Annotated in this window: 25 protein-coding genes; 14 read left to right on the forward strand and 11 right to left on the reverse strand. The window is 71.8% G+C overall.

Annotated features, from left to right (window positions below):
* The first annotated feature begins 17 nt into the window (after positions 1-17).
* Together K8638_RS35165 and K8638_RS35170 are read left to right on the forward strand one after the other, a co-directional pair.
* The gene (locus tag K8638_RS35165; RefSeq protein WP_223759081.1) at positions 18-593 is read left to right on the forward strand and encodes a hypothetical protein; all 576 of its coding nucleotides are present in this window, start codon (positions 18-20) and stop codon (positions 591-593) included.
* Positions 594-696: 103 nt separating this feature from the next.
* Positions 697-1,485: a hypothetical protein gene (locus K8638_RS35170; protein WP_223759082.1), complete on the forward strand. Its 789-nt coding sequence runs from the start codon at positions 697-699 to the stop codon at positions 1,483-1,485.
* A gap of 28 nt (positions 1,486-1,513) precedes the next feature.
* On the opposite strand, the gene K8638_RS35175 is transcribed toward K8638_RS35170, so the two are convergent.
* The 9 genes from K8638_RS35175 to K8638_RS35215 all read right to left on the reverse strand — a co-directional run bounded on the left by K8638_RS35175 (position 1,514) and on the right by K8638_RS35215 (position 7,955).
* The gene (locus K8638_RS35175; RefSeq protein ID WP_223759083.1) at positions 1,514-1,960 is read right to left on the reverse strand and encodes a hypothetical protein; all 447 of its coding nucleotides are present in this window, start codon (positions 1,958-1,960) and stop codon (positions 1,514-1,516) included.
* Positions 1,957-2,607 carry an anti-sigma factor gene (locus tag K8638_RS35180; protein ID WP_223759084.1) on the reverse strand — a complete coding sequence of 217 codons (651 nt, stop codon included), beginning with the start codon at positions 2,605-2,607 and terminating at the stop codon, positions 1,957-1,959. The genes K8638_RS35175 and K8638_RS35180 overlap by 4 nt, the downstream gene beginning before the upstream one ends.
* A gap of 73 nt (positions 2,608-2,680) precedes the next feature.
* A complete protein-coding gene (locus K8638_RS35185; RefSeq protein ID WP_223759085.1) occupies positions 2,681-3,295 on the reverse strand; it encodes an RNA polymerase sigma factor in 615 nt (204 codons plus the stop codon).
* A gap of 76 nt (positions 3,296-3,371) precedes the next feature.
* The gene (locus tag K8638_RS35190) at positions 3,372-4,304 is read right to left on the reverse strand and encodes an Immediate early protein ICP0 (RefSeq protein WP_223759086.1); all 933 of its coding nucleotides are present in this window, start codon (positions 4,302-4,304) and stop codon (positions 3,372-3,374) included.
* A 176-nt stretch (positions 4,305-4,480) separates the two neighbouring features.
* Positions 4,481-4,906, reverse strand: a complete 426-nt coding sequence (locus K8638_RS35195) for a hypothetical protein (RefSeq protein WP_223759117.1) — start codon at positions 4,904-4,906, stop codon at positions 4,481-4,483.
* Positions 4,907-4,998: 92 nt separating this feature from the next.
* A complete protein-coding gene (gene hemF, locus K8638_RS35200) occupies positions 4,999-5,907 on the reverse strand; it encodes an oxygen-dependent coproporphyrinogen oxidase (RefSeq protein ID WP_223759087.1) in 909 nt (302 codons plus the stop codon).
* 158 nt (positions 5,908-6,065) lie between these two features.
* Entirely contained in the window at positions 6,066-6,809 is a 744-nt protein-coding gene (locus tag K8638_RS35205) for a hypothetical protein (protein ID WP_223759088.1), read from the reverse strand.
* Between the two features lie 76 nt (positions 6,810-6,885).
* Positions 6,886-7,257, reverse strand: coding sequence for a DUF2304 domain-containing protein (locus K8638_RS35210; RefSeq protein WP_223759089.1), 372 nt, complete (start codon positions 7,255-7,257; stop codon positions 6,886-6,888).
* A 2-nt stretch (positions 7,258-7,259) separates the two neighbouring features.
* Positions 7,260-7,955: a glycosyltransferase family 2 protein gene (locus tag K8638_RS35215; RefSeq protein WP_223759090.1), complete on the reverse strand. Its 696-nt coding sequence runs from the start codon at positions 7,953-7,955 to the stop codon at positions 7,260-7,262.
* 175 nt (positions 7,956-8,130) lie between these two features.
* Between K8638_RS35215 and K8638_RS35220 the strand changes: the two genes are divergently transcribed.
* Together K8638_RS35220 and K8638_RS35225 are read left to right on the forward strand one after the other, a co-directional pair.
* On the forward strand, positions 8,131-9,924 hold the full coding sequence (locus tag K8638_RS35220) for a hypothetical protein (RefSeq protein WP_223759091.1): 1,794 nt from the start codon (positions 8,131-8,133) through the stop codon (positions 9,922-9,924).
* 121 nt (positions 9,925-10,045) lie between these two features.
* The gene (locus K8638_RS35225) at positions 10,046-10,657 is read left to right on the forward strand and encodes a hypothetical protein (protein ID WP_223759092.1); all 612 of its coding nucleotides are present in this window, start codon (positions 10,046-10,048) and stop codon (positions 10,655-10,657) included.
* A 33-nt stretch (positions 10,658-10,690) separates the two neighbouring features.
* Here the strand turns inward: K8638_RS35225 and K8638_RS35230 are convergent, their stop codons facing one another.
* Positions 10,691-10,981: a DUF3467 domain-containing protein gene (locus K8638_RS35230; protein WP_223759118.1), complete on the reverse strand. Its 291-nt coding sequence runs from the start codon at positions 10,979-10,981 to the stop codon at positions 10,691-10,693.
* Positions 10,982-11,050: 69 nt separating this feature from the next.
* Between K8638_RS35230 and K8638_RS35235 the strand changes: the two genes are divergently transcribed.
* The 6 genes from K8638_RS35235 (at position 11,051) to K8638_RS35260 (ending at position 18,255) form a co-directional block, all read left to right on the forward strand.
* The gene (locus tag K8638_RS35235) at positions 11,051-11,851 is read left to right on the forward strand and encodes a carboxylesterase (RefSeq protein ID WP_223759119.1); all 801 of its coding nucleotides are present in this window, start codon (positions 11,051-11,053) and stop codon (positions 11,849-11,851) included.
* Between the two features lie 64 nt (positions 11,852-11,915).
* Positions 11,916-12,632 carry an ABC transporter ATP-binding protein gene (locus K8638_RS35240; protein WP_223759093.1) on the forward strand — a complete coding sequence of 239 codons (717 nt, stop codon included), beginning with the start codon at positions 11,916-11,918 and terminating at the stop codon, positions 12,630-12,632.
* Positions 12,629-15,166: an FtsX-like permease family protein gene (locus tag K8638_RS35245; protein WP_223759094.1), complete on the forward strand. Its 2,538-nt coding sequence runs from the start codon at positions 12,629-12,631 to the stop codon at positions 15,164-15,166. Before K8638_RS35240 ends, K8638_RS35245 begins: the two co-directional genes overlap by 4 nt.
* Before the next feature lie 3 nt (positions 15,167-15,169).
* Complete coding sequence (locus tag K8638_RS35250) at positions 15,170-16,387, forward strand: lipocalin-like domain-containing protein (protein WP_223759095.1); 1,218 nt, start codon at positions 15,170-15,172, stop codon at positions 16,385-16,387.
* Between the two features lie 107 nt (positions 16,388-16,494).
* Positions 16,495-17,340 carry a hypothetical protein gene (locus K8638_RS35255; RefSeq protein ID WP_223759096.1) on the forward strand — a complete coding sequence of 282 codons (846 nt, stop codon included), beginning with the start codon at positions 16,495-16,497 and terminating at the stop codon, positions 17,338-17,340.
* 69 nt (positions 17,341-17,409) lie between these two features.
* Complete coding sequence (locus tag K8638_RS35260) at positions 17,410-18,255, forward strand: helix-turn-helix transcriptional regulator (protein WP_223759097.1); 846 nt, start codon at positions 17,410-17,412, stop codon at positions 18,253-18,255.
* On the opposite strand, the gene K8638_RS35265 is transcribed toward K8638_RS35260, so the two are convergent.
* Positions 18,230-19,195, reverse strand: coding sequence for an MBL fold metallo-hydrolase (locus K8638_RS35265; RefSeq protein WP_223759098.1), 966 nt, complete (start codon positions 19,193-19,195; stop codon positions 18,230-18,232). The genes K8638_RS35260 and K8638_RS35265 overlap by 26 nt on opposite strands.
* Before the next feature lie 415 nt (positions 19,196-19,610).
* Here K8638_RS35265 and K8638_RS35270 point away from each other — a divergent pair, with 415 nt between their 5' ends.
* From K8638_RS35270 to K8638_RS35285, 4 genes are all read left to right on the forward strand, one after another.
* A complete protein-coding gene (locus K8638_RS35270) occupies positions 19,611-21,239 on the forward strand; it encodes a hypothetical protein (protein ID WP_223759099.1) in 1,629 nt (542 codons plus the stop codon).
* Between the two features lie 502 nt (positions 21,240-21,741).
* Complete coding sequence (gene glpK / locus K8638_RS35275; protein WP_223759100.1) at positions 21,742-23,232, forward strand: glycerol kinase GlpK; 1,491 nt, start codon at positions 21,742-21,744, stop codon at positions 23,230-23,232.
* Positions 23,232-24,623 carry a hypothetical protein gene (locus K8638_RS35280; protein WP_223759101.1) on the forward strand — a complete coding sequence of 464 codons (1,392 nt, stop codon included), beginning with the start codon at positions 23,232-23,234 and terminating at the stop codon, positions 24,621-24,623. Before glpK ends, K8638_RS35280 begins: the two co-directional genes overlap by 1 nt.
* A 52-nt stretch (positions 24,624-24,675) precedes the next feature.
* Positions 24,676-24,987, forward strand: coding sequence for a 4a-hydroxytetrahydrobiopterin dehydratase (locus K8638_RS35285; RefSeq protein ID WP_223759102.1), 312 nt, complete (start codon positions 24,676-24,678; stop codon positions 24,985-24,987).

The raw sequence follows: 24,987 nt of genomic DNA on the forward strand, positions 1-24,987 counted from the left end.
AGAGGACGCACAAACGTATGGAATTGAAGACTCACACACCTGTCACCTCGTCGACGCTGCGGCCCGAGGCCTTCCACGGCGTCGAAGTCATCGGGCAGTCCATCCTGGCCATCGTTAATGGAATGGAGCTCGCCCAGTCGCGGGCGCTGAGAATCCTCGGCGAGAACGGCATCTCTCCCCTGAAGGCGGACGCGTGGTACCCCATGCCAGCCCTCCTCAAGTCGTTCCAGCTCGTGTTCGAGAAGATTGGCCCGAGCACGGTGCGCACGATTGGCCGGAAGATTCCGGACAGCGCGCACTTCCCGACGGACATCGACACGCTGGAGAAGGGCCTGCGCGCCCTCGACATGGCGTACCGGATGAACCACCGCGGCAAGGGCGGCATCGGGGGGTACCGCTATGAGCCCGTGGACAAGCGCAACGCGCGCATGGTCTGCGACAATCCCTATCCCTGCGACCTGGACCTGGGCCTCATCGAGGCCATCGGCGACAGGTTCCGCCCCAAGGATTCGCTCTGGGTGCGTATTGAACATGACCCCAAGAGCTGCCGGCGACGGGGAGATGGTTCCTGCACGTACACCATCAACTGGTAGCGCGCGTTGCACGCCTTTGCGCCCGCACGGCTCCCCGCGGCGGGCGTAAGTCCTGACTCCTCCGCCAGGCCGGGGCGGGGGCATCACCCGTGAGGAACCACCCATGAAGGCCGTGCTTCAACACATCGCTGTCCGCGAGGCGCGGTTCGCCTCGCACCCGTTCTTCTCCGACTTGAGGATGGACCGTCCGCTGGAGCAGGTGATGGCGTTCGCGCCCCGGCTGACGTTCTGGGTGATGACCTTCCAGGACGTGCTGCGGCTCAACGCGCACTTCCTCCAGGACGCGCACCTCAAGGCGCTCGCCCACCGGCACTACTCGGAGGAGAGCGGGCACGACCAGTGGTTCGAGGACGACATCGCCGCGCTCACCGGCGGCTCGCTGAGCATCGGCACCATGTACGGCAAGGCCCACGTGAAGACGCGCGACGCGGCCTACGCCATCATCAGCGAGGTGTACCGGCCGGTGGATGACCGGCTGCGCATCGTCCTCCTGTGGGCGCTGGAGGCCACCAGCCATGTCTTCTTCGGCCGCACCGCCATCCTCACCGCGGCGCAGGGCGCGGACGAGCGCCTGAAGTACTTCTCCGACCACCACATGCAGGCGGAGGCGCAGCACGCCATGTTCGAGGAGGAGCTGGCGGCCGAGCTGGAGGCCATGCAGCTGACACCCGAGGTGCGCGCCGACGCGCTCGCCATGGTGGACCGCGTCTTCGCCGCCTTCGACACCATGCTCGACGGGCTGCGCATCCACCTGGAGCGCGAGCGCGCCGAGGAGCCCGCCGCCGCGCACCAGGCCCCGCCTCCGCGCGTGGAGCGGGCCGTGGACACGAAGGCCCAGAAAGAGCACGAGGCCCCCGCGGCGCCGGACGTCACCGTCCACCGCGCCGCCTGAGGGCCTCGGAAGGCAGCGTCGCCTGTGACTACTTCGCGGGCGGGGAGAGGACGAGGATGAGCTCCCCGCCCACGTACTTGCCGGCCTTCTGGTAGACGGCGCCCTGCCGCCCCAGCTCCACGTCCAGCGTGGGCTGGCGGGGGATGGCCACGCGCACGGTGGCGATGCCCTCCTTCATGTCCAGCAGCTGCAGCGACGCGTTGGTGCCGCTGGGCAGCTTCAGCTCGGTGGGCTTCTGCGCGCTCACCTCGAGCACCTCCAGCGACAGGCGCTTGAAGGAGGTGAAGCTGAAGTTCTGCTTCTGGAACTGCTCCTTCATCTTCGCCAGCTCGGGGGGCTCCACCTCGGAGCCCTTCTTGGAGGCGAGCACCACCTCCGCCTGGACCCGGACCTTCTGCTCCTGGGCACTGGCGGCCAGGGGCAGCATCAGCACCAGCCCCACCACCGCCAGCCACGACGACACGTGCTTTCTCACAGGGGACCTCCCGACGGCCGAGGGGCGTCCGTCGACGGGCGCGCGGGCTGCTTCGTCCCGGCACCGTCCGGCGACATGCCGCCGCCAATCTCCTCCTCCAACTCCTCGTCATCCGCGCCGCCGGACGAGCCGTCCTGCGTCTCCTCGTCCACCAGCCAGATGATGGTACCCCCGTTGTCCGTCTCCATCACCACCGGCGCCACGCGGGCGTTCTGGTAGGGCTGGATGGACTTCACCGTCATGCGCTCGGCCGCGTAGCCCACCGGCGCCCTGTCCGCCATGAGCAGCGGCAGCGCCACCAGCAGCAGCACCGCCGCCGTGGCCAGCGACGAAATCATCGCCGTGCGCTGGTAGAGGAACATCTCCGACAGCGTCAGCTTCAGGCGCTCGAAGAGCGGCGGCCGCTCCGGCGTCACCCGGGCCATGACCTTCTGGGCGAAGTCCTTGAAGTCGACGTCGTCCACCGCCATGTCCAGGCCCACCCGGAGCAGACCGGACTCGGCGCGCAGGTCCGCCGCGCGGCCCGTGCAGTCGCGGCAGGCGGACAGGTGACGCTCCACGGTGACCCGCTCCGCGGGGGTGAGCTCCCCGTCGACGTAAGGGGAGAGCATGGGGACGAAACGCTCACATGCGGGATTTCCGGCCATATCCTTCACCCTGCTTCCTGGTGGGGGGTGCGAATCGTGTGACGCACGCCTCCCTCAGATATTCGAGGCCCGCTCACTCACTGCCCACGCCGCTCTTCGCCTCGTCCAACTCCAGGTATTCACTCAGGATTTTCTGGACCTTGGCCCGGGCATGGAAGAGGCGGCTCATCACCGTGCCCTTGGGGATGTCCAGGGTGCGGGCGAGGTCCTCGTAGGACATTCCCTCGATCTCCCGGAGCAGGAGGATGGCGCGGTGCTTCTCCGGCACGGTGGCCAGGGCCTCCTGAATCTTCTCGGCCAATTCGCGGCGCAGGGCGCTCTTCTGGGGGTTGGTGCCCAGACGGCTGCCGAGCGCGCCGATGCGGGCCTCGGACAGGTCCATGGCCTGGGACTCGTCGAACTCGACGGCCTCACCGCCTCCGCCGCGCTTGCGAATCACGTCGATGCAGATGTTGACGGTGATGCGGTAGAGCCAGGTGTAGAAGGACGAGTCGCCCTTGAAGTGGTCCAGGTACTTATAGACTTTGACGAACGCCTCCTGGGAGACGTCCATCGCTTCCTCCTTGTCCTTCAGCATGCCCAGGGCAACGGCGTACACCTTGCGCTGGTAACGCTCGACGAGGAGCTTGAAAGCGCGCTGGTCGCCGCTCCGGACGCGCTTGACGAGTGTGAGGTCGTCGGTGGCCAATGGGTGCGGCAACGTACCACAAGCCGGCGCCCGCCAAGGAGTTTCGCGCTGCCGGGGGGTTTACTGGCGGGCGGCCCTAGAGGCTCACGAGCGCGAGGGTGATGAGGGCGATGGCGGCCAGGGCCAGCACCGCCCCGAAGGTCGCCCGGTCCCACTGGGCCTGTGCCACCGCCCCGTCCTCCGGGTCCGAGCGGAAGCGGTGGAGCACGTTCCACAGCATCATCGCCCCCAGCTTGCGGTCGCGGTGGCGCTCGCGCCGGGGCTTCGCCGCGTCCTCCTCCTCCTCTTCGCCCCCCGGCTGGCGGGCTTCCAGGGCGACGGGGACGGCCATGCCGCGGACGGCCTCGGAGGTGCGGGCGCCGGCGGGGAGGGACAGCGCCTGCTCGCCCGCCCGCTCGGCGGGCGGGGCGTCCTTCCGGACGGCGGCCTCCGAGTGGCGGACATCCGGGGGCGGCTCCAGGCGGACGCTGGCACCCCGCTCCCGGGCCTCGTCCGGGGTGCGGGAGGCCAGCACCCAGAGGCCGCGCTCCACGCCGTTCTGCCCGGTGTGCGCGTCGCGCAGCTCGGCGAAGCCCTGGCCCTCGAGGGCCTCTCGGAAGGCGGCCTTCGCCTCCTCCTGGGGCGGCTTGCCGGCGGCGGCTTCCGCGTAGGCGGCGTAGAAGGCCCACAGGCGGGTGGCGCGCTCGGAGCCGGAGAGCTGCGAGGGCTTGAGGTGCGCGGCCAGCAGGGCCGCGTCCGAGGCGAAGCGGAGGGCCAGCTCCTCCTGCCCCTCCACCTGCTCCAGGCCGGGGGGCACCAGCTCCTCCACGGACTTCACCGGGGGGCGCTCGTCGCCCACCAGGGGCGGGCGCCCCGGGGGAGGCTGCTGCCAGGCACGGAAGTTGTCGCCCAGGCCCGGGCGCGTGGACTGGCCACCCTCGAGCACCTGGGGAATGGGGCCGCGACCCTGGCCTCCCGTCAGGGCGGGGATGAGGCGCGCGATGGCGGAGGGGATTCGGAAGGAGGACATGGGCGATGCCTCACCAGCCGGCGGAGGGGTTCCGGGGTGGATGGGGTGTCCGCCCCGGGCGCTTGTGAGCCTAACGCGGGCGGATACGCCGCGCCGTTACCGGACATTTTGAAGATGTCCGGAACCTGCCCACCCACTGGATTCTCGCGCGGAGCGAGGCCGGGTTGCGGCAGGGACTACTCGCCCTCGCGCTCGACCTCGACGGGTGTGGTCATTCCGTTCGAATCCAGACGAACGCGGTACACGGAGTTCTGCCCGTCGCCGTCGAAGTCGCCGCGCGCCAGGCACGACACCTCCGGCTCTCCCACCGGGCTCTCCTGCACCACCACCTCATATTGGAAGCGGACCTCCTCGCCCGGGTCGAAGCCGATGTGCTGGAAGGGCTCCTCCTTGGGGAAGGGCACCGGCTCGCCGCCGCGCGGCACCTCCTTCGGCGTGGGGCCGGCGGCGAGGTACGTGCCGTGCTCGTCACGGTAGCTCTGCACCGCGTCACACAGCGCGAGCAGGTTGACGCGGGCCTCGGTGTCGGTGGGCTTCTCGGCCTTGAAGAGGCCGCCCCCCCTGCCGTCGGCGGTGGCCAGGCCCTCGCCCAGCGAGCGCATCCCCCGGTAGTAGAGCCAGCCCCAGACGGCGGCGCCCACGAGGACGGCCGCGGAGACGATGAGAACGAGCTTCTTCCGCGAGGCCATGCGCTTCAGCCTCCCTGGCCCGCCCAGTCGCGCGGCTGGCGGAGCACGTCCACCAGCTTCGCCTCGGGCGTCCCCGGCTCCGGGTGGTAATCGTAGCGCCAGCGGGCCTGGGGCGGCAGGGACATGAGGATGGACTCGGTGCGCCCGCGCGTCTCCAGGCCGAAGACGGTGCCCCGGTCATAAACGAGGTTGAACTCCACGTAGCGCCCGCGCCGCACCTCCTGCCAGAAGCGCTGTCCTTCCGTGAAGGGCGTGTCCTTGCGCCGCTCGGCGATGGGCAGGTACGCGGGGAGGAAGGCCCGGCCGCAGTCCTGGATGAAGGCGAACTCCCGCTCCAGGTCTCCGCCCATGTTCTCGAAGAAGACGCCGCCCACGCCGCGTGTCTCCTCGCGGTGGCGCAGGTAGAAGTACTTGTCGCACGCGGCCTTGAAGCGCGGGTAGTACGTCGCGTCGTGCCGGTCGCACGCGGCCTTGTGCGTGCGGTGGAAGTGCTCCGCGTCCTCCTCGTAGAGGTAGTAGGGCGTCAGGTCCGCGCCGCCGCCGAACCACGCCTTCCCGCCCTGGTGGATGAAGCGGTAGTTGGCGTGCACGGTGGGCACATGCGGGTTGCGCGGGTGCAGCACCAGGGAGATGCCGCCCGCCCAGAAGGTGCGCCCCTCGCCCTGGAGCTTCTGGGCGAACTGCTCCTCCAATTCGCCGAAGACCACCGAGGTGTTGACGCCGGCCTTCTCCAGCACGGCGCCTTCCTCCAGCACGCGGGTGCGCCCGCCGCCGCCGCCGGGACGGCTCCAGGGGTCCTCGCGGAAACGTGCCTTGCCGTCCAGCCGCTCCAGGCCGCCGCAGATGTCGTCCTGCAGCGACTGGATGAAGGCCGTCATCCGCTCCTTGAGGCTCTCCACGTCCACCGTCTTCATGCGCCCTCCAGGGCAGGCCGCTCAGAATCCCGTCGGCACGAAGAGGCCGGCCTGCCCGTGGGTTGATGGCGTACACCATCTTCCGGCCGTCCGGGGAGACATCCAGCGCCCGGGCGGGCCTCCGCTTCGAACCCGGCCCCTCACCTTCCCGCCGGGACTCATTCCGTCGGGGCCTCGAAGTCAACGGGCGGGACGGGCGGAGCCTCGCGGCCGGCGGCGTCGAAGGCCTCGATGCGGGCGCGGTAGCTGCGTCCGTCCTCCATGGAGAAGGTGCCGCTGCACGCCTCGTGGCCGATGAAGGCGGTGTTGTTGTGCACGGGCACCACGTACTGCTGGACGGCGGGCCCGGGACGGCGCGGCTCCAGCTTCACCACGAGGTAGGCGGGGCTCTCCTCGCGCAGCGACAGGTTGAGCCGGACGAAGCGGGCGGTGCCCTGGGGCGTGCGGCGCAGGAAGCCCTCGGAGACGGCGGGCCGCTTGAGCCAGCGCGGGGCGTGGGCGTCGGCCCCCTTTCCCGTGCGCCACTCGGGCAGCACGGTGCTGCCATGGCCGTTGAGCAGCATGACGTTGGGCAGCACCTCGTCGATGCGCAGCGAGTAGCGCGTGTCCGGCTGCAACGTCCCGGCCACCTTGAGGACGATGGTGACGCGGCCCAGGCTGCTCTCCCACCCGCGCTGCGCCTTCACCTCCACCTCGTGTTTGTCCGACACCAGCCGGAGCTTCTTCCCCACCAGCGCCGCCACCTGGGGGCGCGCGGTGCCCACGCCCTCCAGCAGGAAGCGCGTGTTGGTGGGGACGACGGCGCCCGGCGTGGGGAAGAGCTGCACGCCGTCCCCCAGGCACTGGGCGGCGGCGGAGGAGGCACACAGCAGCACGAGGAGCGGCACGAGGAATCGGAGCACGGTGCCCGGAGTCTGCGCCGTGCCGGGCCGCGTGGCCAGAGGCAGGCCGTGCGGGCCGGCCCGCCCGGAGCCGCGCTCAGCCCGCCGTGCCCGGCGCCGGGGGACGCTCGGCGGGCGGGGGGCGCTGGGCGGACAGCACCGCCAGTTCCTGCGCCAGGCGATGGAGCTGCCTGCGCTGCTCGGCCACCTGGAGGCTGAGGCGGAAGAGCATCCACAGGAGCCCGCCGCACACGACGAAGAAGAGGGCGGAGGGCGGGTAGTAGATGCCCATGGCCGCGGCGAGCGTGTCAATGGCGTTGCGCCACAGCGCCAGGGCGGCCGTGAGCACGGACACCAGCAGCCAGCTGAAGGTGTGGTGCTCCGACGTCCGCCGGCGGCGCGCCGTCAGGAGGACGGCCACGGCGAAGGCGGCCGAGAAGACCAGGACGATGATGCTGGACCGGCTCATGCTCAGACCGCCCGGAAGCGCTCCATGAAGAGCGCGAAGGACACCTTGGCCATGTAGAAGGTGGACCGCCAGGGCGTCAGCGAGCTCACCCCCGCGCGCCGGGAGCGCATCTTCACCGGCACCTCGACGATGGGGAACCGCTGCCGCGACGCCATCAGCACGCTCTCCGGCTCCGGGTAGTCGTGCGGGAAGTGCGAGGAGAAATAGCGGATGGCCCTGGGCCCGAAGCCGCGGAAGCCCGACGTGGGGTCGGTGATGCGCTGCCGGCACAGCGACGACAGCAGGCCCGCGATGAGCCGGCTCCCGAGCCGGCGCAGCCACGTGGAGCGGAAGCTCTCCACCCCGGCGAAGCGGCTGCCCACCACCAGCTCCGCGCCCCCGTCCAGGGCCTCGAGCAGCTCCGGCACGCCGTGGGGGTCATGCTGGCCGTCGCCGTCCATGCGCACCACGCGGGTGTAGCCGTTGCGCAGCGCGTACAGCAGGCCGGTGGCCTCGGCCGCGGCCACGCCCAGGTTGATGGGGTGGCGGACCACGACCGCGCCACCCTCCCGGGCGCGCTCCGCCGTCGCGTCCCTGGAGCCGTCGTCCACCACCGCCACGTCGATGCCCGGCAGCTCCCGGCGGAGCTCGGCGACGACGTCGGTGATGCAGGCCTCCTCGTTGTAGGCCAGCAAGACGATGAGCGTTCCCGCACCCATGGCCTCCTTCTCGCCGAGAAACCCTCATCGGGCAACAAGGGGACGGGCAGGAAGGCTCCGCCATCCCTGTGCGCGAAGATACGACACCCGTCGTGAGCGGCGTCCCGGCACGGGCGTTGGCGCGCTCGCGGACATGGGATAGGAGCCGCGTCGCCTTCTGAATCCCAGGCGCCCCGTGCCGGACACCCTCGACTCGCAGCCCACCCCTCCTCCCGCGGTGCCCCCTCGTGGGCTCGGGCCACTGTTCATCCTCCTGCTCCCGTGGCTGTTGCCCGCCGCCCTGGCGAGCGTGCTCCGGTCCGCCCTGAAGCTGCCGCTCTGGGTGGGCGCCGCCGTCGGCGCCGCGATGGCCGCCGCCCTCACCTGGAAGGCGGTGTCGAGCCGCCGGCCGTGGCCGACCCACGCCCCGCTCGCCCTGCTCCAGGCGCTCTACGTCGCCGTCACGCTGGGCATGACGTGGCGGCTGCTGGGCATCCCCGTCATGGGCGGGCTGGTGAGCACGGGGGGCGGCGACGCCGGCAACCACGCCGCGCTGCGGGCCGACTTCGTCACGCACGCGCCCGGCACCTACCAGGGCTTCACCATCTTCCACACGGTGACCCACCTGCTGGAGGAACTCCTCGGCCTGGACGCGTTCGCCAGCTTCCGCGCCGGCTTCTACCTGGTGCCCGCGGTCCTCGCCGTGGCGCTCACCATGGGACTGGAGGCCGCCGCCGGGCGCCTCTGGCGCTCCGGGCGCGCCATGGTGGTGGCGCAGGGGGCGCTGCTGGTGGCCACCGCCTTCGCGTGGCCGCACCTCCTGCTGCGGCTGCTGCACTACCACCAGGGGGAGGGCTTCTATGCGCACCTCTTCGGCCTCGTGCCCCTGGTGCTGGCGTGGCTCGCCTACGCGCTGCCGGCATCGGCCTGGGCGCGGTGCGCCGCGCTCGCCGTGTTCACGGTGTTCTACCGGTACACCTATGGCTTGAACCTGGGCGACTTCCTCTTCACCTGCGGCGTGCTCGTGCTGCTGGAGGGGACGACGTCGCTCGGCCGGAGGTGGCGCCCGTGGGCGTGGCTGGTGGGGCTCGCGCTCCTCGGCGCGGCGGCGTACGCGTACTGGCGGCTCCTCCCGCTGGCGCACATCAGCGGCGGCTTCGTGCCCCACTCGCACGAGCGCGCGCTGCGGGTGCAGAGCTGGGCGGTGGTGGGGCTCCTCGTCGTGCGCTTCCTCGTCCCTCGTGGGGACGGCGTGGAGCGGCGGCTGCTCGACTTCGCCCTGCTGTTCGCCGGCATCAACGCCGCGGTACAGGGCGCCTACCTGGGGGCGCGGCTGCCCATCGACTACTACTTCCTCAAGTACGGGCTGCACGCGCTGGTGCTGCTGCTGAGCGCCGCCATGCTCGTCGCCAGCAACCGGTTCGGGGCGCTGCTCGACGGGAAGGCCCGGTCCCCACGAGGAAGGGCGTGGAGCGCCGGGCTGGCGGTGCTCGTCGCCGTCATGTTCGTGGAGGTGACGCGCGGGTGGGGCCGGGCCTTCAAGGTCCACGCCCCCGGCTACGAGGAGCGCGTGCGCGGCCAGCCGCCCTTCGAGTTCCTCGACGCGCTGGAGGACCGGAACGCCACCGCGCTCATCCGGCAGGTGCTGCGTGAGAAGGGCAAGCGCTTCGGGGGGCTGCTGACCCCGTCCTGGCCCCGGCTGAACTTCTCCAACGTGGCGCTGGGCTGGGTGCCGGACGACTGGCAGGCCCACAACGGCCACGGGCCCGTGTTCGAGACCGGCACCGTGAAGGAAGGCCCGGGCACCTGCGTCTTCTGGGAGGCCTCCGCGGCGGACTGGGAGGCCTACCGGCGCCACGCCGCGGACGGAATCCCCCGCCTGGAGGCCAGCGTCCGGAGGCTCCACGAACTGCCCGGCAGGGTCTGCCAGGACCACGCCGCGCCCTGGGTCCCCGGCGGCACCCGGACGCTCTGCTACCGCTGCGACTGAAGGGCCAGTGCCCTGCCTACGATATATGTCGTAGCCTCGGTGCGTTCTCCTCGGCGTCCGGCCCGTGAGGCCCCGAAGCGCCGGATGTTTCCTCCCGAGGCCGGGGCACAAGGTGTCTGCAATGAATCGGCGTTTCGCATCCCTGCTGGCCGCCGGACTCCTGCTGGGGGCCGTGGGCTGCGCCGTCACCCCGGACCCGCGCCAGAGCCTGCTGGAAGGGACGACGAGCCAGGCCGTCTACAAGCTTCCACCGGAGTCACTGCTGACGACGGCGCGGGAGCTGCTCGTCGAGCAGGGCTACGAGCTGCTGCCCACCGCGGACCCGCTCTACCTGCACACGACGTGGAAGATAAAGGGCAACGTGGACATCGGCGCGAGCTGGTCCCGCATCCTGGTGCAGGCGCACCGGCTGGACAATGGACGCACCATGGTTCGCGCGTACCGGATGGCCTACACCACCAATGGCCGGGCCGCTTCGCACCCGGGCTCCTTCGCGGGCCAGCGGGAGGCCAAGGAGGACAAGGGAAGCGGCGGCGGCGCCTCGGGACAGGCGGGCACGTACGTGCTGGGTGAGCCCCTGTCCCCGACGAAGCCCACCCTCCTGCGCGCCACCGACATCGAGTGGGCCATCCTGAGCCGGGTGGAGCCGAAGTTCGCCGCCCACCTGAAGGCGCGGGCGGACGCGTACCTCGCCGAGCGCCAGCAGCCCCCCTCCGGAGAGGAGAAGCCCTAGCCACCTCGCGGAGGGCGCCCGGCGGAGCGTGCGTCAGTGCATGCCGCTGTCGTCCTCGCGCAGGACGATGGGGCCGTACTTCGCCTCGTAGCGGGCGATGTTGTCCTGCATGGCCGCCAGCAGGCGCTTCATGTGCTTGGGGTTGGTGATGATGCGCGAGCGCACCCGGGCCTTGGACACCTGGGGCTGGACGTAGATGAAGTCCAGGGTGAACTCGGTGTCGGAGTGGTTCACCAGGGCCATGTTGACGTACTGGCCATTGGCCACGTCCTCGTCGATTTGAATCTGCAGCTGCATGTCCGGGGGCTTCGGAGTGTCCGCCATGAAGCAGACGGCATAGCGCCTGCGCCTCCTCGTGGCCAGCGTCACGGTGTGAGCGCACATCCCGAGGCGATGGACCCGCGGAAGACAGCGCCCTTCGACCTGGGCACGGGCGAGGACGCGTGTTTGCTGCTGCACGGCTTCACCGGCAGCCCGTGGGACGTACGCCCGCTGGGCGAGGCCCTGGCGGCGCGGGGGATGCGCGCGGTGGCCCCCCGGCTGCCGGGGCATGGCACCACGCCCCAGGCGCTGCTGCACGTCAACTGGCGGGACTGGCAGGCGGCGGCGGAGCACGCGCTGCACTCCCTGCGCGGCCACCGGAGCATCTTCGTCGCGGGGCTGTCCATGGGCTCGCTGCTGGCGCTGAGACTGGCGGCCCACCACGCCGGGGTGGTGCGGGCGCTGGCGCTGGTGGCCCCGGCGGTGCGCTTCCGGGGGCCGCGCATGTTCCTCATCCGGCAGCTGGCGCGCACCCCGCTGCTGGAGTGGGCCCGCCCGTGGGCGGAGAAGACGGGCACGGACATCTCGGACCCGGAGGCACTGGCCGAGGCGCCCGTCCTCCCCGCCTTCCCGGTGGCGCGGCTGAGGGACTTGTGCACCTTGCAGGACCGGGCGGCGAGGGACGCGGCGCACGTGCGGTGCCCCACGCTGGTGGCGGTGGCGGAGCAGGACCACGTGGTGGACCCGGAGGGCGGGCGGTGGCTCGCCCGGCGGCTGGCGGCGGCTCCGTCGGTGCGCTTCCTCTCCCTGCGTCACGGCTTCCACATCATCCCCCGCGACACGGCCGGTCCGCTGCTGGCGGCGGAGGTGGGGAGCTTCCTGGAGCAGTGGCGGGACGGAGGCAACCGGGACGCGCCCGCGGCCGGGGCCTGAGCGGAAGACGGGCGGGCGCAAAACGCGGCGGCGCGACGGGCATCCGTGTATCTGAGACGCGCCCATGCCTCCGTCCGACACCCCGCCCCTCGTCGAGCTGCGCGATGTGACCAAGGCCTATGCCGAAGGTGACACCGTGAGGGAGGTGCTCTCCGGCGTCCAGCTCTCCCTGCACCGGGGCGAGTTCGTGGTGCTGCTGGGCCGCAGCGGCTCGGGAAAATCCACGCTGCTCAACCTCATCAGCGGCATTGATGTGCCCACCCGGGGCGAGGTGCGGGTGGACGGCCGGAATCTGGGCAGCCTGAGCGAGCGCGAGCGCACGCTGCTGAGGCGCGAGCGCGTGGGCTTCATCTTCCAGGCCTTCAACCTGCTGCCCACGCTGACGGTGGAGGAGAACGTACGGCTGCCCCTGGAGCTGAACGGGCACGGCGCCGCGGAGTCCGGGGCGAAGGCGCGGGCGCTGCTGGAGCGGGTGGGACTGAGAGAGCGCGCGCGCAGCTTCCCGGACCGGCTGTCCGGCGGCGAGCAGCAGCGCGTGGCGGTGGCGCGGGCGCTGGCCCATGCCCCGCCGCTGCTGCTGGCGGACGAGCCCACGGGCAACCTGGACGAGGCCACGGGCCGGCAGGTGCTCGACCTGCTGGAGGGGCTCACCCGGCAGGGCAACGCGTGCGCGCTGGTCGTCACCCACGAGCCGGCGCTGGTGTCCCGCGCGGACCGCGTGCTGTCGATGGAGGGTGGGCGGCTGGTGGAGCGCGAGCACGCGCGAAGGGAGGCGCGGTGAGGCGGCTGCTGGTCCGCTCCAGCCTGCGCCACCTGGGCGGCCACCCGTGGCTGACGGCGCTGTCGCTGCTGGGCATCGCCCTGGGCGTGGCGGTGGTGGTGTCCATCGACCTGGCGAGCGGCAGCGCGCTACGCGCCTTCGAGCGCTCCACGGACGCGGTGGCCGGCCGCGCCACGCACCAGGTGGTGGGCGGCTCCTCGGGCCTCGACGAGCGCGTGTACCGGGACCTGCGCCTGCGCCGTGACGCGCCGGTGTCCGCGCCGGTGGTGGAGGGACACGTGCAGGCGGCGGTGGGCGACCGGCGCACGCTCACCGTGCTGGGCGTGGACCCGTTCGCGGAAGCGCCGTTCCGCGACTACGCGAAGGGCGAGGCCGTGGGCGACGTGGGCGCGCTGCTCACCGAGCCGGGCACGGTGCTGCTGAGCGCGCGGGCGGCCCAGTCGTTGGGCATCACCTCCGGCGGCGAGCTGCCGGTGCGGGTGGAGGGCGTGGAGAAGCGGCTGCGCGTGGCGGGGCTGCTGACGCCGTCGGACGAGGACACCGCGCGGGCGGTGGAGGCGCTGGTGCTCACGGACGTGTCCACCGCGCAGGAGGTGCTGGGGCAGGTGGGGCGGCTGACGCGCGTGGACCTGCGGATACGCGACGAGGCGGAGGCTCAGCGGCTGCAAGCGGCGCTGCCCACGGGGACGGAGCTGGTACGCGCCTCCGCGCGGGCGGGCACGGTGGAGCAGATGACGCGGGCCTTCCGCACCAACCTCACCGCGCTGTCGCTGCTGGCGCTCGTGGTGGGGATGTTCCTCATCTACAACACGATGACCTTCTCCGTGGTGCAGCGGCGTGGGCTGCTGGGGCGGCTGCGCGCGGTGGGCATCACCCGGGGCGAGCTCTTCGCGCTGGTGCTGGGCGAGGCCGCGGTGCTGGGCGCCGTGGGCACGGTGGCGGGCCTGCTGCTGGGCGTGCTGCTGGCGCGCGGGCTGGTGGGGCTCGTCACGCAGACGTTCAACGATTTGTACTTCGTGGTGAGCGTGCGGGCACTCGCGCTGGAGCCCTTCACCCTGGCCAAGGGGCTGGTGCTGGGGCTGGGCGCCACGCTGGTGGCGGCGCTGGTTCCGGCGTGGGAGGCGGCGCGCTCCGCTCCGGTGACGACGATGCGGCGCTCCACGCTGGAGGATGTGTCCCGCTCGCGCGCGCCCAGGCTGGCCGTGCTGGGGCTGGTGGTGCTGGCCGCGGGCACGGGGATGCTGACGTGGCCCACGCAGGCGCTGCTGCCGGCGTACGGGGGCCTCTTCTCGGTGCTGCTGGGCTCGGCGCTGCTGGTGCCGTGGGTGACGGAGCGGCTGTCGTCGGTGGCGGCGCTGCCGCTGGGCAGCACCTTCGGCCTGCTGGGGCGCATGGCGGCGCGGAGCGTGCGCACCAGCCTCAGCCGCACGGCGGTGGCGCTGGCGGCGCTGATGGTGGCGGTGGCGACCACGGTGGGCGTGGGCCTCATGGTGTCCAGCTTCCGGGGCACGGTGGTGTCGTGGCTGGACACGTCGCTGCAGGCGGACGTGTTCATCTCCCCGCCCTCGCTGGTGGCGCGGCGCGGAGGCGCCACGCTGGTGCCCGGCCTGGAGGAGCGTCTGCGCTCCACGCCCGGCGTCGCGGCCAGCAGCACCCTCCGCGTGGCCTCCGCCCGCGTGGATGGCGTGCCCACGGACCTGCTGGCCATCGACTTCACCCGGACACAGGCGCGGCCCTACCGCTTCAAGGAGGGCAACCCGGAGACGGTGTGGCGCGAGCTGGAGTCCTCGCCGGACGCCCTCCTCGTCTCCGAGCCCTTCAGCTTCCACCGCCGCGTGCGCGTGGGAGACACGGTGCGGCTGACCACGGATAGAGGGCCTCACGACTTCCGCGTGGTGGGCGTGTACTTCGACTACGGCTCGGACGTGGGGACGATGCTGATGCCCCGCACCACGTATGAGCGCTGGTTCGACGACCGGGGCGTGAGCGGTGTCGCGCTGTACGCGGCGCCCGGGCAGGACGTGGACGCGCTGGTGGCCTCGGTGCGCGAGCGGGCCGGGGACTCCCAGGCGCTGCTGGTGCGCGCCAACCGCTCGCTGCGGCAGGCGTCGCTGGAGGTGTTCGACCGCACCTTCACGATTACGCAGGTGCTCCGGCTGCTGGCCATCGGCGTGGCCTTCGTGGGCGTGCTGAGCGCGCTGATGTCGCTGCAACTGGAGCGGGCCCGCGAGCTGGCGGTGCTGCGCGCCACCGGGCTGACGCCGGGACAGCTCTGGGGACTGGTGTCGTTGCAGACGGGGTTGCTGGGACTGCTGGCGGGGCTGTTCTCCGTGCCGCTGGGCATGGCGCTGGCGTACGTGCTGGTGCACGTCATCAACCAGCGCTCGTTCGGGTGGACGCTGCGGCTCGCGGTGTCGCCGGAGACGCTGGTGCAGGCGGTGTTGCTGGCGCTGGTGGCGTCAGCGCTGGCCGGCCTGTACCCGGCCTGGAAGATGGCGCGCGCCAACCCCGCGCTCGCGCTGCGGGAGGAATGAGGGATGAGCGGCCGAGGGCTCGTCATCGGAACGGCGGTGGTGCTGGCGGGACTGGCGGTGGCCGTGGCCATCGTCACGCACGAGTCCCGCCCGCCCGAGCTGAACCCGGGAGGCACGCTCACGGTGAGCGATGCGCTCGGCGGAGGCGGCGCGGAAGGCTACGCGCGCGCGGTGGAGCCCCGGCCCTTCCAGTTCCCCGAGGACCATGGCCCGCACCCGGAGTTCCGCACGGAGTGGTGGTACTGGACGGGCAACCTCGAGACGGAGGACGGGCGCGCCTTCGGCTACCAGTTCACGCTGTTCCGCAGCGCGCTGGCGCCGGAGGCCCCCCAGCGGCAGTCCGCATGGGGCGCGCGGCAGGTGTACCTGGGTCACTTCACGGTGTCGGACGTGGCGGCCGGGGAGTTCCATGCCTCCGAGCGCTTCAGCCGCTCCGCGCTGGAGCTGGCCGGGGCGAGCGCACGGCCGTTCAAGGTGTGGCTGGAGGACTGGGAAGCAGCGAGCGTGGGCGAGTCCACCTGGCCCGTGCGGCTGCGCGCGGAGACGGACGAGGTGGCGCTGGAATTGCTGCTGGAGCCGGGCAAGCCGCCGGTGCTCCAGGGCGACCGGGGCCTGAGCCAGAAGGGGCCGGAGCGGGGCAACGCGTCCTATTACTACTCGATGACACGGATGCCCTCGCGGGGCACGGTGCGGGTGGAGGGGCGGACGTACGCGGTGAAGGGCGAGAGCTGGATGGACCGCGAGTGGAGCACCAGCGCGCTCGGCGAGGACCAGGTGGGCTGGGACTGGTTCTCGCTGCAGCTCTCGGACGGGAGCGAGCTGATGTACTACCAGCTCCGCCGGAAGGACGGCTCGGCGGACCGGTTCAGCTCGGGCACGTGGGTGCCCTCGGCCGGTGCGGAGTCCAGCGCGCCGGTGAGGGTGTCCCGCGAGGACATACAGCTCACCGTGCTGGACACGTGGAAGAGTCCGCGCAGTGGTGGCGTGTACCCGTCACGCTGGCGGCTGCGTGTGGAGAAGTTGGGGCTGGACCTCACGGTGACGCCGAGGCTGGCGGACCAGGAGCTGCCGGTGAGCGTCGTCTACTGGGAGGGCTCGGTGGGCCTGGAGGGCACGCGCGAGGGGGAGCCGCTGACGGGCCAGGGCTACGTGGAGCTGACGGGATACGCGGACACGCGCCCCCGACCCCAGGGCCGGAGAGCTTCGGATAGCGGACGGTAGACGGACCGGCCACGCCATGACGCATGACGGCGGGCCCATGAGCCAGCCCGGTTGCGGGGGCGTGGGTGGAGCGCTGCTATGCTTTGGCTTCCACACGGGGGGAAGTCATGAGTGATACGGCCAATCCAGGAGCGCAGTCCGTCACCACGAGCACCTCGACGTCCGCCGCCCACGGCGCCGTCATGAAGCCCATCCCGCTCGCGGTGAACAACCGGCTGGTGGTGCTCACCGCGGCCCTGCCGCTGCTCACCTTCATGGCGGCGTGGTTCGTGGCGCCGGGCTGGAGCTACGTCGCGACGTCCGTCGTGCTGGTGGCCTTCCTGCTCGTGCTGGGGCAGACCATCTCCGGGACGCCCTTCGGCGTGCTCATCAACGAGCGCAACCTGATGAGCCTGTCACGCTTCCAGGCGGTGCTCTGGACCATCATCGTCATCGGTGGCTACCTCACCATGGTCGTCGCGCGCATCAAGGCAGGGACACCGAACGCCGTCGACGTCGGCATTCCCCAGGAGCTGTGGCTGACGATGGGCATCTCCTCGACGTCGCTGCTGGGCACGCCGCTGCTGCTCGGCGGCAAGCGCCAGCGTCAGCCGGACGCCAAGATGATGAAGAGCACGGCGGACCAGCTCTCGGAGGACCAGCAGGCCATCGACTCGCAGCGCCAGGGCGTCCTCTACGCCAACGAGAGCATCCACGACGCGCGCGTCTCGGACATCTTCCAGGGTGACGAGGTCGGCAACACCGCGCACGTCGACCTGGCCAAGGTGCAGATGTTCTATTTCACCGCCATCGCCGCGGTGAGCTACTTCATGGACGTCACCATGGCGGTGCTGCGCGGGGACACCGCCGGGCTGCCCGCCCTGTCCCAGGGCTTCGTCGCGCTGCTGGCCATCAGCCACGGTGGCTACCTGGTGAGCAAGAGCACGGACCACTCCAACTCGAAGCCGGGGTAGGCACGCCGGCCGTATACTCCCGCCCCGCGCACCCTCGGCGGAGCCGGGGTGGGAGGACGGAGGACCGAGTTGCCCAGACCCCTGGTGGACGTGGACGCGGTGCCCGCCTCCGCCTTCTGCCTCACCGACGACCCGGCGGCCTTCTCCTCCGGCTGGCACACCCACCGCCGGCACCAGCTCCTCTATGCCGCGCGCGGTGCGCTCCACCTGGAGGTGGCCCACGCGCAGTGGCTGCTCCCTCCCCAGCGTGCCGCGTGGCTGGCCGGAGGCACGCGCCACCGCGTGAGCGCCACGCAGCCCGTCACCCTCTGCACCGTGTACCTGGAGCCCTCCCACGTCCCCGTCGCGCCGGAGGGCGAGTGCCGCGTCTTCGTCCTGCCGCCCCTCGCGCGGGAGATGCTCCTCTACTCCACCCGCTGGGGCCCGGAGCGCGCGCCGCGTGACAGGGTGGCGGAGAGCTTCTTCTCCGCCCTCGCCCACCTGCTCGCGGAGTGGGCCGCGGAGCCTCGCGAGTGGAAGCTGCCTCGCGCCCGCACGCCGGAGCTGGAACGCGCCATGACGTACACGCTCACCCGGCTCGCGGGCCCCGTCACGCTCGCGGGCGCGGCGAAGGCGGCGGGACTGTCCCAGCGCACCCTCTCGCGCCGCTTCGAGGAGGAAGCCGGCACCTCCTGGCGCCGCTTCCTGCACGACGCCCGCATGCTGCGCGCCATGGAGCTGCTGGCCGAGGACGGCGCCCGCGTCACCCAGACGGCCTACGCGGTGGGCTTCGAGAGCCTCGCCGCCTTCACCCACGCCTTCACCAGCTTCACCGGCGAGCGCCCCCGCGACTTCCGCCAGCGCATCACCCGGGGCGAGACACCGCCGCCCCGGGCCACCCGCACTCCCACTACCCGCCGCAGGCGAGCTGGTTGACCAGCCCGTACACCCCGTACCCCACCATGTACGGCAGCGCGTAGTCCGGGAAGGCCGCCGCCGCGCGCTTCTGCAGCTCCGCGTGATGCGGCGCCGCCGCGTCACCGCACAGCTCCGCCTTGCGGCTCCCCAGCTCCGCCGCGTAGGCGTTCACCAGCGCCACCATGCCGTCCAGGTACTGCTTCTGCGCGGTGATGGCGTCCGTCACCGGCGCGGCCTCGCCCCGTCCGCCGTACACCGTGGCCTCCGGCCACGCGGCCAGCTCGTCCACCGCCGCCTTCCACGCCTCCACGTCCGGCACCACCTTGCCGTCGCGAAGGCCCCCCTCCAGCCACGCGTGCGTCTTGTGGTGCACCAGGTCTCCCACGATGAGCGCCTTGCGGCCCGGCACGTACGCCACCGTCTGCGTCGTGGTGACACCCGGGTGCTTCAGCTCGGTCAGCTCCACCCTCGCGTCCCCCTCCAGCGGCAGCGCGTACGTGCCGCGGAAGGTGACGTCCACCGTGGCCTGCGCGGGGTACGTCTCCTCGGTGAACATCTTCGCCACGTTCACCCAGAAGTACTTCTTGTACGCGTGCACGGCGGGGATGGCCGCGGCGGTGGCCTCGCTCGCCACCACCTTCGCGCCCTCGCGCTGGAACACGCCCACGCCGTTGAACTTGTCCGGGTTCGGGTGCGTGACGACCACGTAGCGGATGGGGTTGCCCGTCTTCGCACGGATGGCGGCGAGCACCTTCCGGGCCTCGGCCTCGGTGAACTGCGCGTCGAAGACCACCACCTCCGCGCCCGTGTCATAGAAGAACGAGTGCGTGTCGAACCCGTTCGCGTCGCTCGTGTAGCGGGCCACGTCCGCGTCCACCAGGTTCGCCTTCGAACCCGCGCACCCCACCGCCAGCACCGCGCACAGCGACACCACCCACCGCCTCATCGTGAAAGACATGTCCGTCCTCGTGTCTGGAAGAGCCGGGGCCTCATGTCCCGGCGAGCGAGGCGGAAGATGCCGTTCCGCGCTCTGGCGCGCTTGCGCGCATCCGCCGTGAATTTGCTCCCATCCGCCAATGCCTTCCGGGCCTCGCTGTCAGGACCGGCGCCGGACGGACGCACCGCTCGCCTCCACGGGACTGGCACCGTGTTTCCCCGCATGGGGAACGCGGCACCCCACGCCACTCCTTCGCGCTTCCCTCCGCGTGGCACCGCGTGGCGCTCGCGCCCCGGCAAGCCCTGGCACCCCGCTTGCCTCTGGGCTCAGGGACCAGGAGTGGAACGTCCGCCGGAGGACGTTGGAGGCAGACCCGGGTATGCGATGGCTGGGACGAGGCAGGTGGTGGGCGGGAGTGTTGGGGGCGGCGTTGTGGATGGCGTGCACCGGAGGCGGCACGCCAGAAACCCGTCCTGCCATTGGGGACCCCTCGGAGCCTCCCGAGGAACAACCCGGGAACGACACGCCGCCGCCCCCGGATGACGGGGACGACCCGCCTGTCGATGACAAGGAGGAGGACCCGCCGCCCCAGGAGGAGCCGGATGCCGGCACGCCGGACTCGGGGACGCCCGACTCGGGAACGCCGGACTCCGGTACGCCTCCGCCCAACGGCGGCCCCCGCGTTCCTCCGGACGCGGCCGGCTGGCGCTTCCTGGGCGCCGCGCAGGGCGCTCCGCGCGAGGTGCTGGGTGTCACCGAGGACGAGGGCGGCAACCTCTGGGTGGCCGGCGGCGAGGACGGCCTCTGCGTGCTGCGTCCGGAGGCCACCACCTTCAAGTGCTTCACCCTGGCGGACGGCCTGAAGCCGTGGGCGCCCTGGAAGGGCAAGGACCCGCTGCCCGAGAAGCGCTACCTCAAGGTGATTTCCGTCACCGGCGGCCCCGCGGGCACCGTGTGGGTGGGCTACCAGGGCCAGGCCAACTGCGAGAGCGAGTTCTACAAGGCCCCGGGCGAGCTCGAGGACCCCGCCATCTTCAAGAGCGGCGACGCGGACCGCGTGGAGCTCCAGGCCGACGGCACGATTCGGGTGCAGCACTACGACATCCACTCGCCGGCGCACTCGGTGCCGGGCTACGGCCACCGCGAGAAGCTCTGCACGGTGAACCGCATCGTCTGGGACAAGCAGCGCAACAGCCTGTGGTTCGCCTCCAACCACGGCCTCGCCTGGGCCGAGCCGGACTACCAGGGCGCCGAGACGTGCTCCAACCCGGAGATTCTCGCCGCCAACGCGTGGGTCTACATCCAGCGTGACGCGGCGGGGAACGAGGTGGGCCGCGAGACGCGCCAGCGCTGCAAGTTCGGCGTCATGGAGCACGTGCACCCGCACATCGCCATGAGCGCCACCGACAGCGAGGACAGCCGGCTGGCCGGCGACGTCTGGGGCGTGGCGGTGCGGCCCGACGGTGACGTGTGGATGGGCACGCACATCCGCACCTCGCGGTTCAAAATCATGACCAACGCCGTGGGCCACGTGGGCACCGGCGCCCCGTGGAACTTCGAGGCGGCGCGCAAGCAGACGGAGGAGAAGAAGCACCGGGCCAACCGCATCGACCTCTGGCCCGACGCCGTGGCCGAGCCGCAGATTCCCACCCGCGAGCAGCGCAAGGACGACCTCGTCAGCGACCTCGTCCTCATGCCGGACGGCACGGTGTGGGTCTCCAGCTTCGCCTGGGGCCTGGCGAAGATGAACGACGCGGGCGCGGTGACGGCGTACCACCTGGCGGGCGACAGGGAGCGCTTCGTCTCCGCGCTCGAGAGGGACACGCGGGACGGCAGCCTGTGGATTGGCCACCGCTGGGGCGGCGGGCTGATGCGGATGCACGCCGAGGGCGAATTCGTCAGCCACAACAGCGTGCTCGGCGCGCTGTCCGGCCTGCCCGTCTGGGACATCCAGGTCGTGGGCAGCGGGGACAGCCGCAAGGTGCTGGTGGCCTTCAGCGCGTACCGGGACGCCGCGGGCGGCATCACCCACCGGGGCGCCATCGGCATCTACACCGGGCGCTGAAGCCGCCTGCCCGCCTCCGGGGCCGCCAGAAGGCCCCGGAGGAGCGCCCTCCGGGAAGGGGTGTCCTCCCCGGGGGGCGGCGTCACCTTGAAGGCACTCCCGCCCCGGCGGGGACGCTCCCGCTTCGGGCGGGGGCCTTCAACCTGACGCACAGGAGGCCTCACCATGTCTCTTCTGGGAAACATTCTCGGTGGTCTGTCCGGCGGCCGTAGCTATCGCGGTTACGGCGCCGGGGGTCGGAATCGCGGACGCACCCGCCATGGCCGCCGCCCCATCGGGTACGGCTACGGCCGCGGCCGGGCCCCGTCGGGCGGCGCTCTCGGCGGCTCACTGGGCCGCATGGCCATGGGTGGCCTGACGGCCTACGGGCTGCGCCGCATCTTCGGCGGCCGGGGTCCGTACGGCGACTAGACACGCCTCGGACAGGAACCTCGCCTGTCCGGCCCCCAGGCTGGGGTAGGTTCCTCCCATCTGGCCGTCTGCCGTTGGGAGGACTCACCCCATGCCGAAGGCGAAGTACGTGCTGGCCCTGGACCAGGGCACCACCGGAACCCACGTCTCCATCCTCGACTCGAAGCTTCAGGTGGTGGGCCGCTCCTACAAGGAGTTCACCCAGCACTTCCCCAAGCCGTCCTGGGTGGAGCACGACCTGGACGAAATCTGGGCCACCAGCGAGTGGTGCATCGCCCGGGCGCTGAAGGACGCGGGCCTCACCGGCCGGGACATCTCCGCGGTGGGCATCACCAACCAGCGCGAGACGACGGGCCTGTGGATGCGTGGCACCGGCAAGCCGCTGGCGAAGGCCATCGTCTGGCAGGACCGGCGCACGTCGGAGATGTGCAGGCGGCTCAAGGAAGAGGGCGTGGAGCCGCGCGTGCGCGAGGTGACGGGCCTCGTCGTGGACCCGTACTTCTCCGGCACGAAGCTCACGTGGATGTTCGACCACCTCAAGGGCGCCCGCGCCCGCGCCGAGCGCGGTGACGTGTGCTTCGGCACCATCGACACGTGGCTCGTCTACAAGCTGACCGGCGGCGCCGCGCACGTCACCGACGTGTCCAACGCCAGCCGCACGCTGCTGATGGACCTGAAGACGCTGCAGTGGAACGACGACATGCGCGCGCTGCTGAATGTGCCGGCCGCGTGCCTGCCGCAGATTCGCGGCTCCGCGGAGGTGTACGGCACCACGCGTGGCATGCGCAGCCTGCCGGACGGCGTGCCCGTGGCGGGCATGGCGGGGGACCAGCAGGCCGCCCTCTTCGGGCAGGCGTGCTTCGAGCCCGGCGAGTCCAAGTGCACGTACGGCACCGGCGCCTTCCTGCTGATGAACACCGGCACCACGCCGGTGCGCTCCAGCGCCGGCCTCCTCACCACCGTGGCGTGGCGCCTGGGCGGCACCGGCACCACCACGTACGCGCTGGAGGGCAGCAGCTTCATCGCCGGCGCCGCGGTGCAGTGGATGCGCGACGGGCTCAAGGCCATCAAGAAGGCGCCGGACATCGAGGCGCTCGCCGCCAGCGTGAAGGACTCCGGGGAGGTCGTCTTCGTCCCCGCCCTGGCGGGCCTGGGCGCGCCCCACTGGCGTCCCGAGGCGCGCGGACTCTTCGCCGGAATCGACCGCTCCACCACCGTGGCCCACCTCGCGCGCGCGGTGCTGGAGGGCATCGCCTTGCAGATTCACGACCTGGCGGAGGCCATGCGCCGCGACAGCGGGCGGCACATCCCCACCTTCAAGGCGGACGGCGGCGCGGCGGCCAACGATTTGCTCATGCAGTACCAGGCGGACATCCTCGGCGTGCCGGTGGTGCGCCCGAAGAACCTCGAGACGACCAGCCTGGGCGCCGCGTTCCTCGGCGGCCTGGGCGCGGGCGTCTGGGACAGCCCGGAGGCCATCCGCCGCGCGTGGAAGGCGGACAAGACCTTCAAGCCGAAGATGAAGCCCCACGTGCGGGAGCACCACCTGGCCAAGTGGAAGCGGGCGGTGGAGCGCGCGTGATGAGGGCCCCGCGCTGGAGACACCTGCTGGCCGCCCTGCTCGTCCTGGGCGGCGCCAGCGGCTGCCCGGGCAACTCCGTGCCCTGCCTCGGTGGCTCGCAGCAGCCGCCGGCGTCCTCGCAGCGTGTCTCCGGCGTGGACCAGGAGGTGGTCCTCACAATCCCCGCCACGCTGACCCGCGCCTGCGACTCGGACGAGCCGCCGAGGCAGCCGGAGTCCGTCAGCGTGGAGGTCTCCGACCCGGAGAACCGGCCCGTGCCCGCCACCGTGTCGCTCGGCACGGGCAGCGCCCTGGTCCGCTTCCGTCCCACGAAGCCGGGCCGCCACCACGTCATCGTCGCCTTCGCGCCCGTGGGCAGCCTCCACCAGCTCGACGTGCTGGTGGTGGAGGACCACCGCGACGCGCCGCCCCTCGCGTCCTTCCCCGGCGGGACGAGCTGCCCGTACGTGGACCGCACCGCGCGGGGCACCTGGCTGTGTGGTGCGCGGGCGGTACGAGCACCGGGCGGCGCCTTCCAGCCGCTCGCCGATTCCCCCGATGCGGCCATGGCGGTGGCGGGGGACGTGGTGTGGACTCTGGCTGGGGACCGGGTGCTCCGCTACATCGACACGGGCACCGGGCCGCTCGAGCTCACCAGCACCGCCCCCTTTCCCCTCGCGCCGGGCACGCCGGGCGGCCCCATTGACACCGGGACGGCCTCACGGCTCGCGACGCCGGAGGAGCTGCTGCTGGTACGCAAGGCGACGCTGTACCGGTACACCTTCACCGAGCCGGGAGGGCTCGTCCGCGCGCCCGAGACCTCCCTCCAGTTCCTGAACCTCTACGCCTCCCTGGGCAGGGACCCCGCCGGTGCCCTGCTGCTGCGCGCGGGGGCCCGGCTGCTGGTGGTGGGCAACGCGAACGACCCACGGACCTCCGAGCTGCGACTCCAGGCGTGCCCCTACCAGCTCGGCGAGGACGGTGCCTACCTGCCGGTGCTGGACGCGCCCTGCCAGGGTCCGGAGGGGGAGCCCGTGGGCTACGAGGAGGGCGTGCTGTGGACGGTGAGCACCACCTTCTCGTCGGGCTTCATGCTGGAGACGCTCCACCGCTACCCGGCCGCGAGCGGCAGGCTGGTGGAAGAGGGAGGGCTGGCGCTGGATGGAGCCCTCGTGACGGAGCGGCTCACGCTGCGCCCGGGCCCCATCCTTCCGAGCCTGACCGCGCCGGGCGCCGCCAGGCCCTTCGCGATGCCCCGCTGGAACCCGGCGACGGGGCTGGTGGACCTGGAGCTGACGCCGGACCCGGGAGGCTTCATCCCCGCGCCCCGCATCGGGGAGCGCTTCATCTGGGTGGAGAACGTGACTGCAACAGGAGGAGTGACGGTGTACGCGCGGCCGTCCACCCGCTGACGGCGGGGCATTGGCGGCTTCCCTCGGGCGCGGGAGCGGGTAGAAAGAGGACATGGCCCAAGACCGCACGCTGCTCGCCCCCGAGGCGCTCCAGTCCTTCCTCGCCCAGCACCCCGAGTGGAAGCACGAGGGCGGGATGATTCGCCGCACGTATGAGGCGCCGTCCTTCCTCGCCGGCATCACCTTCGTGGAGAGGGTGGCGCAGGCGGCGGAGAAGGCGGACCACCACCCGGACATCGACATCCGCTGGAGGAAGGTGACGCTGGCGCTCGTCACCCATGACGCCGGGGGCCTCACCTTCCGTGACACCAGCCTCGCCGCCGAGGCCGACCGCCTCTTCACGGAGGTGGTGCGGGCGAAGTGA

Source organism: Myxococcus sp. RHSTA-1-4 (assembly GCF_020037125.1).
In the GTDB taxonomy this organism is placed as follows: Bacteria; Myxococcota; Myxococcia; order Myxococcales; family Myxococcaceae; genus Myxococcus.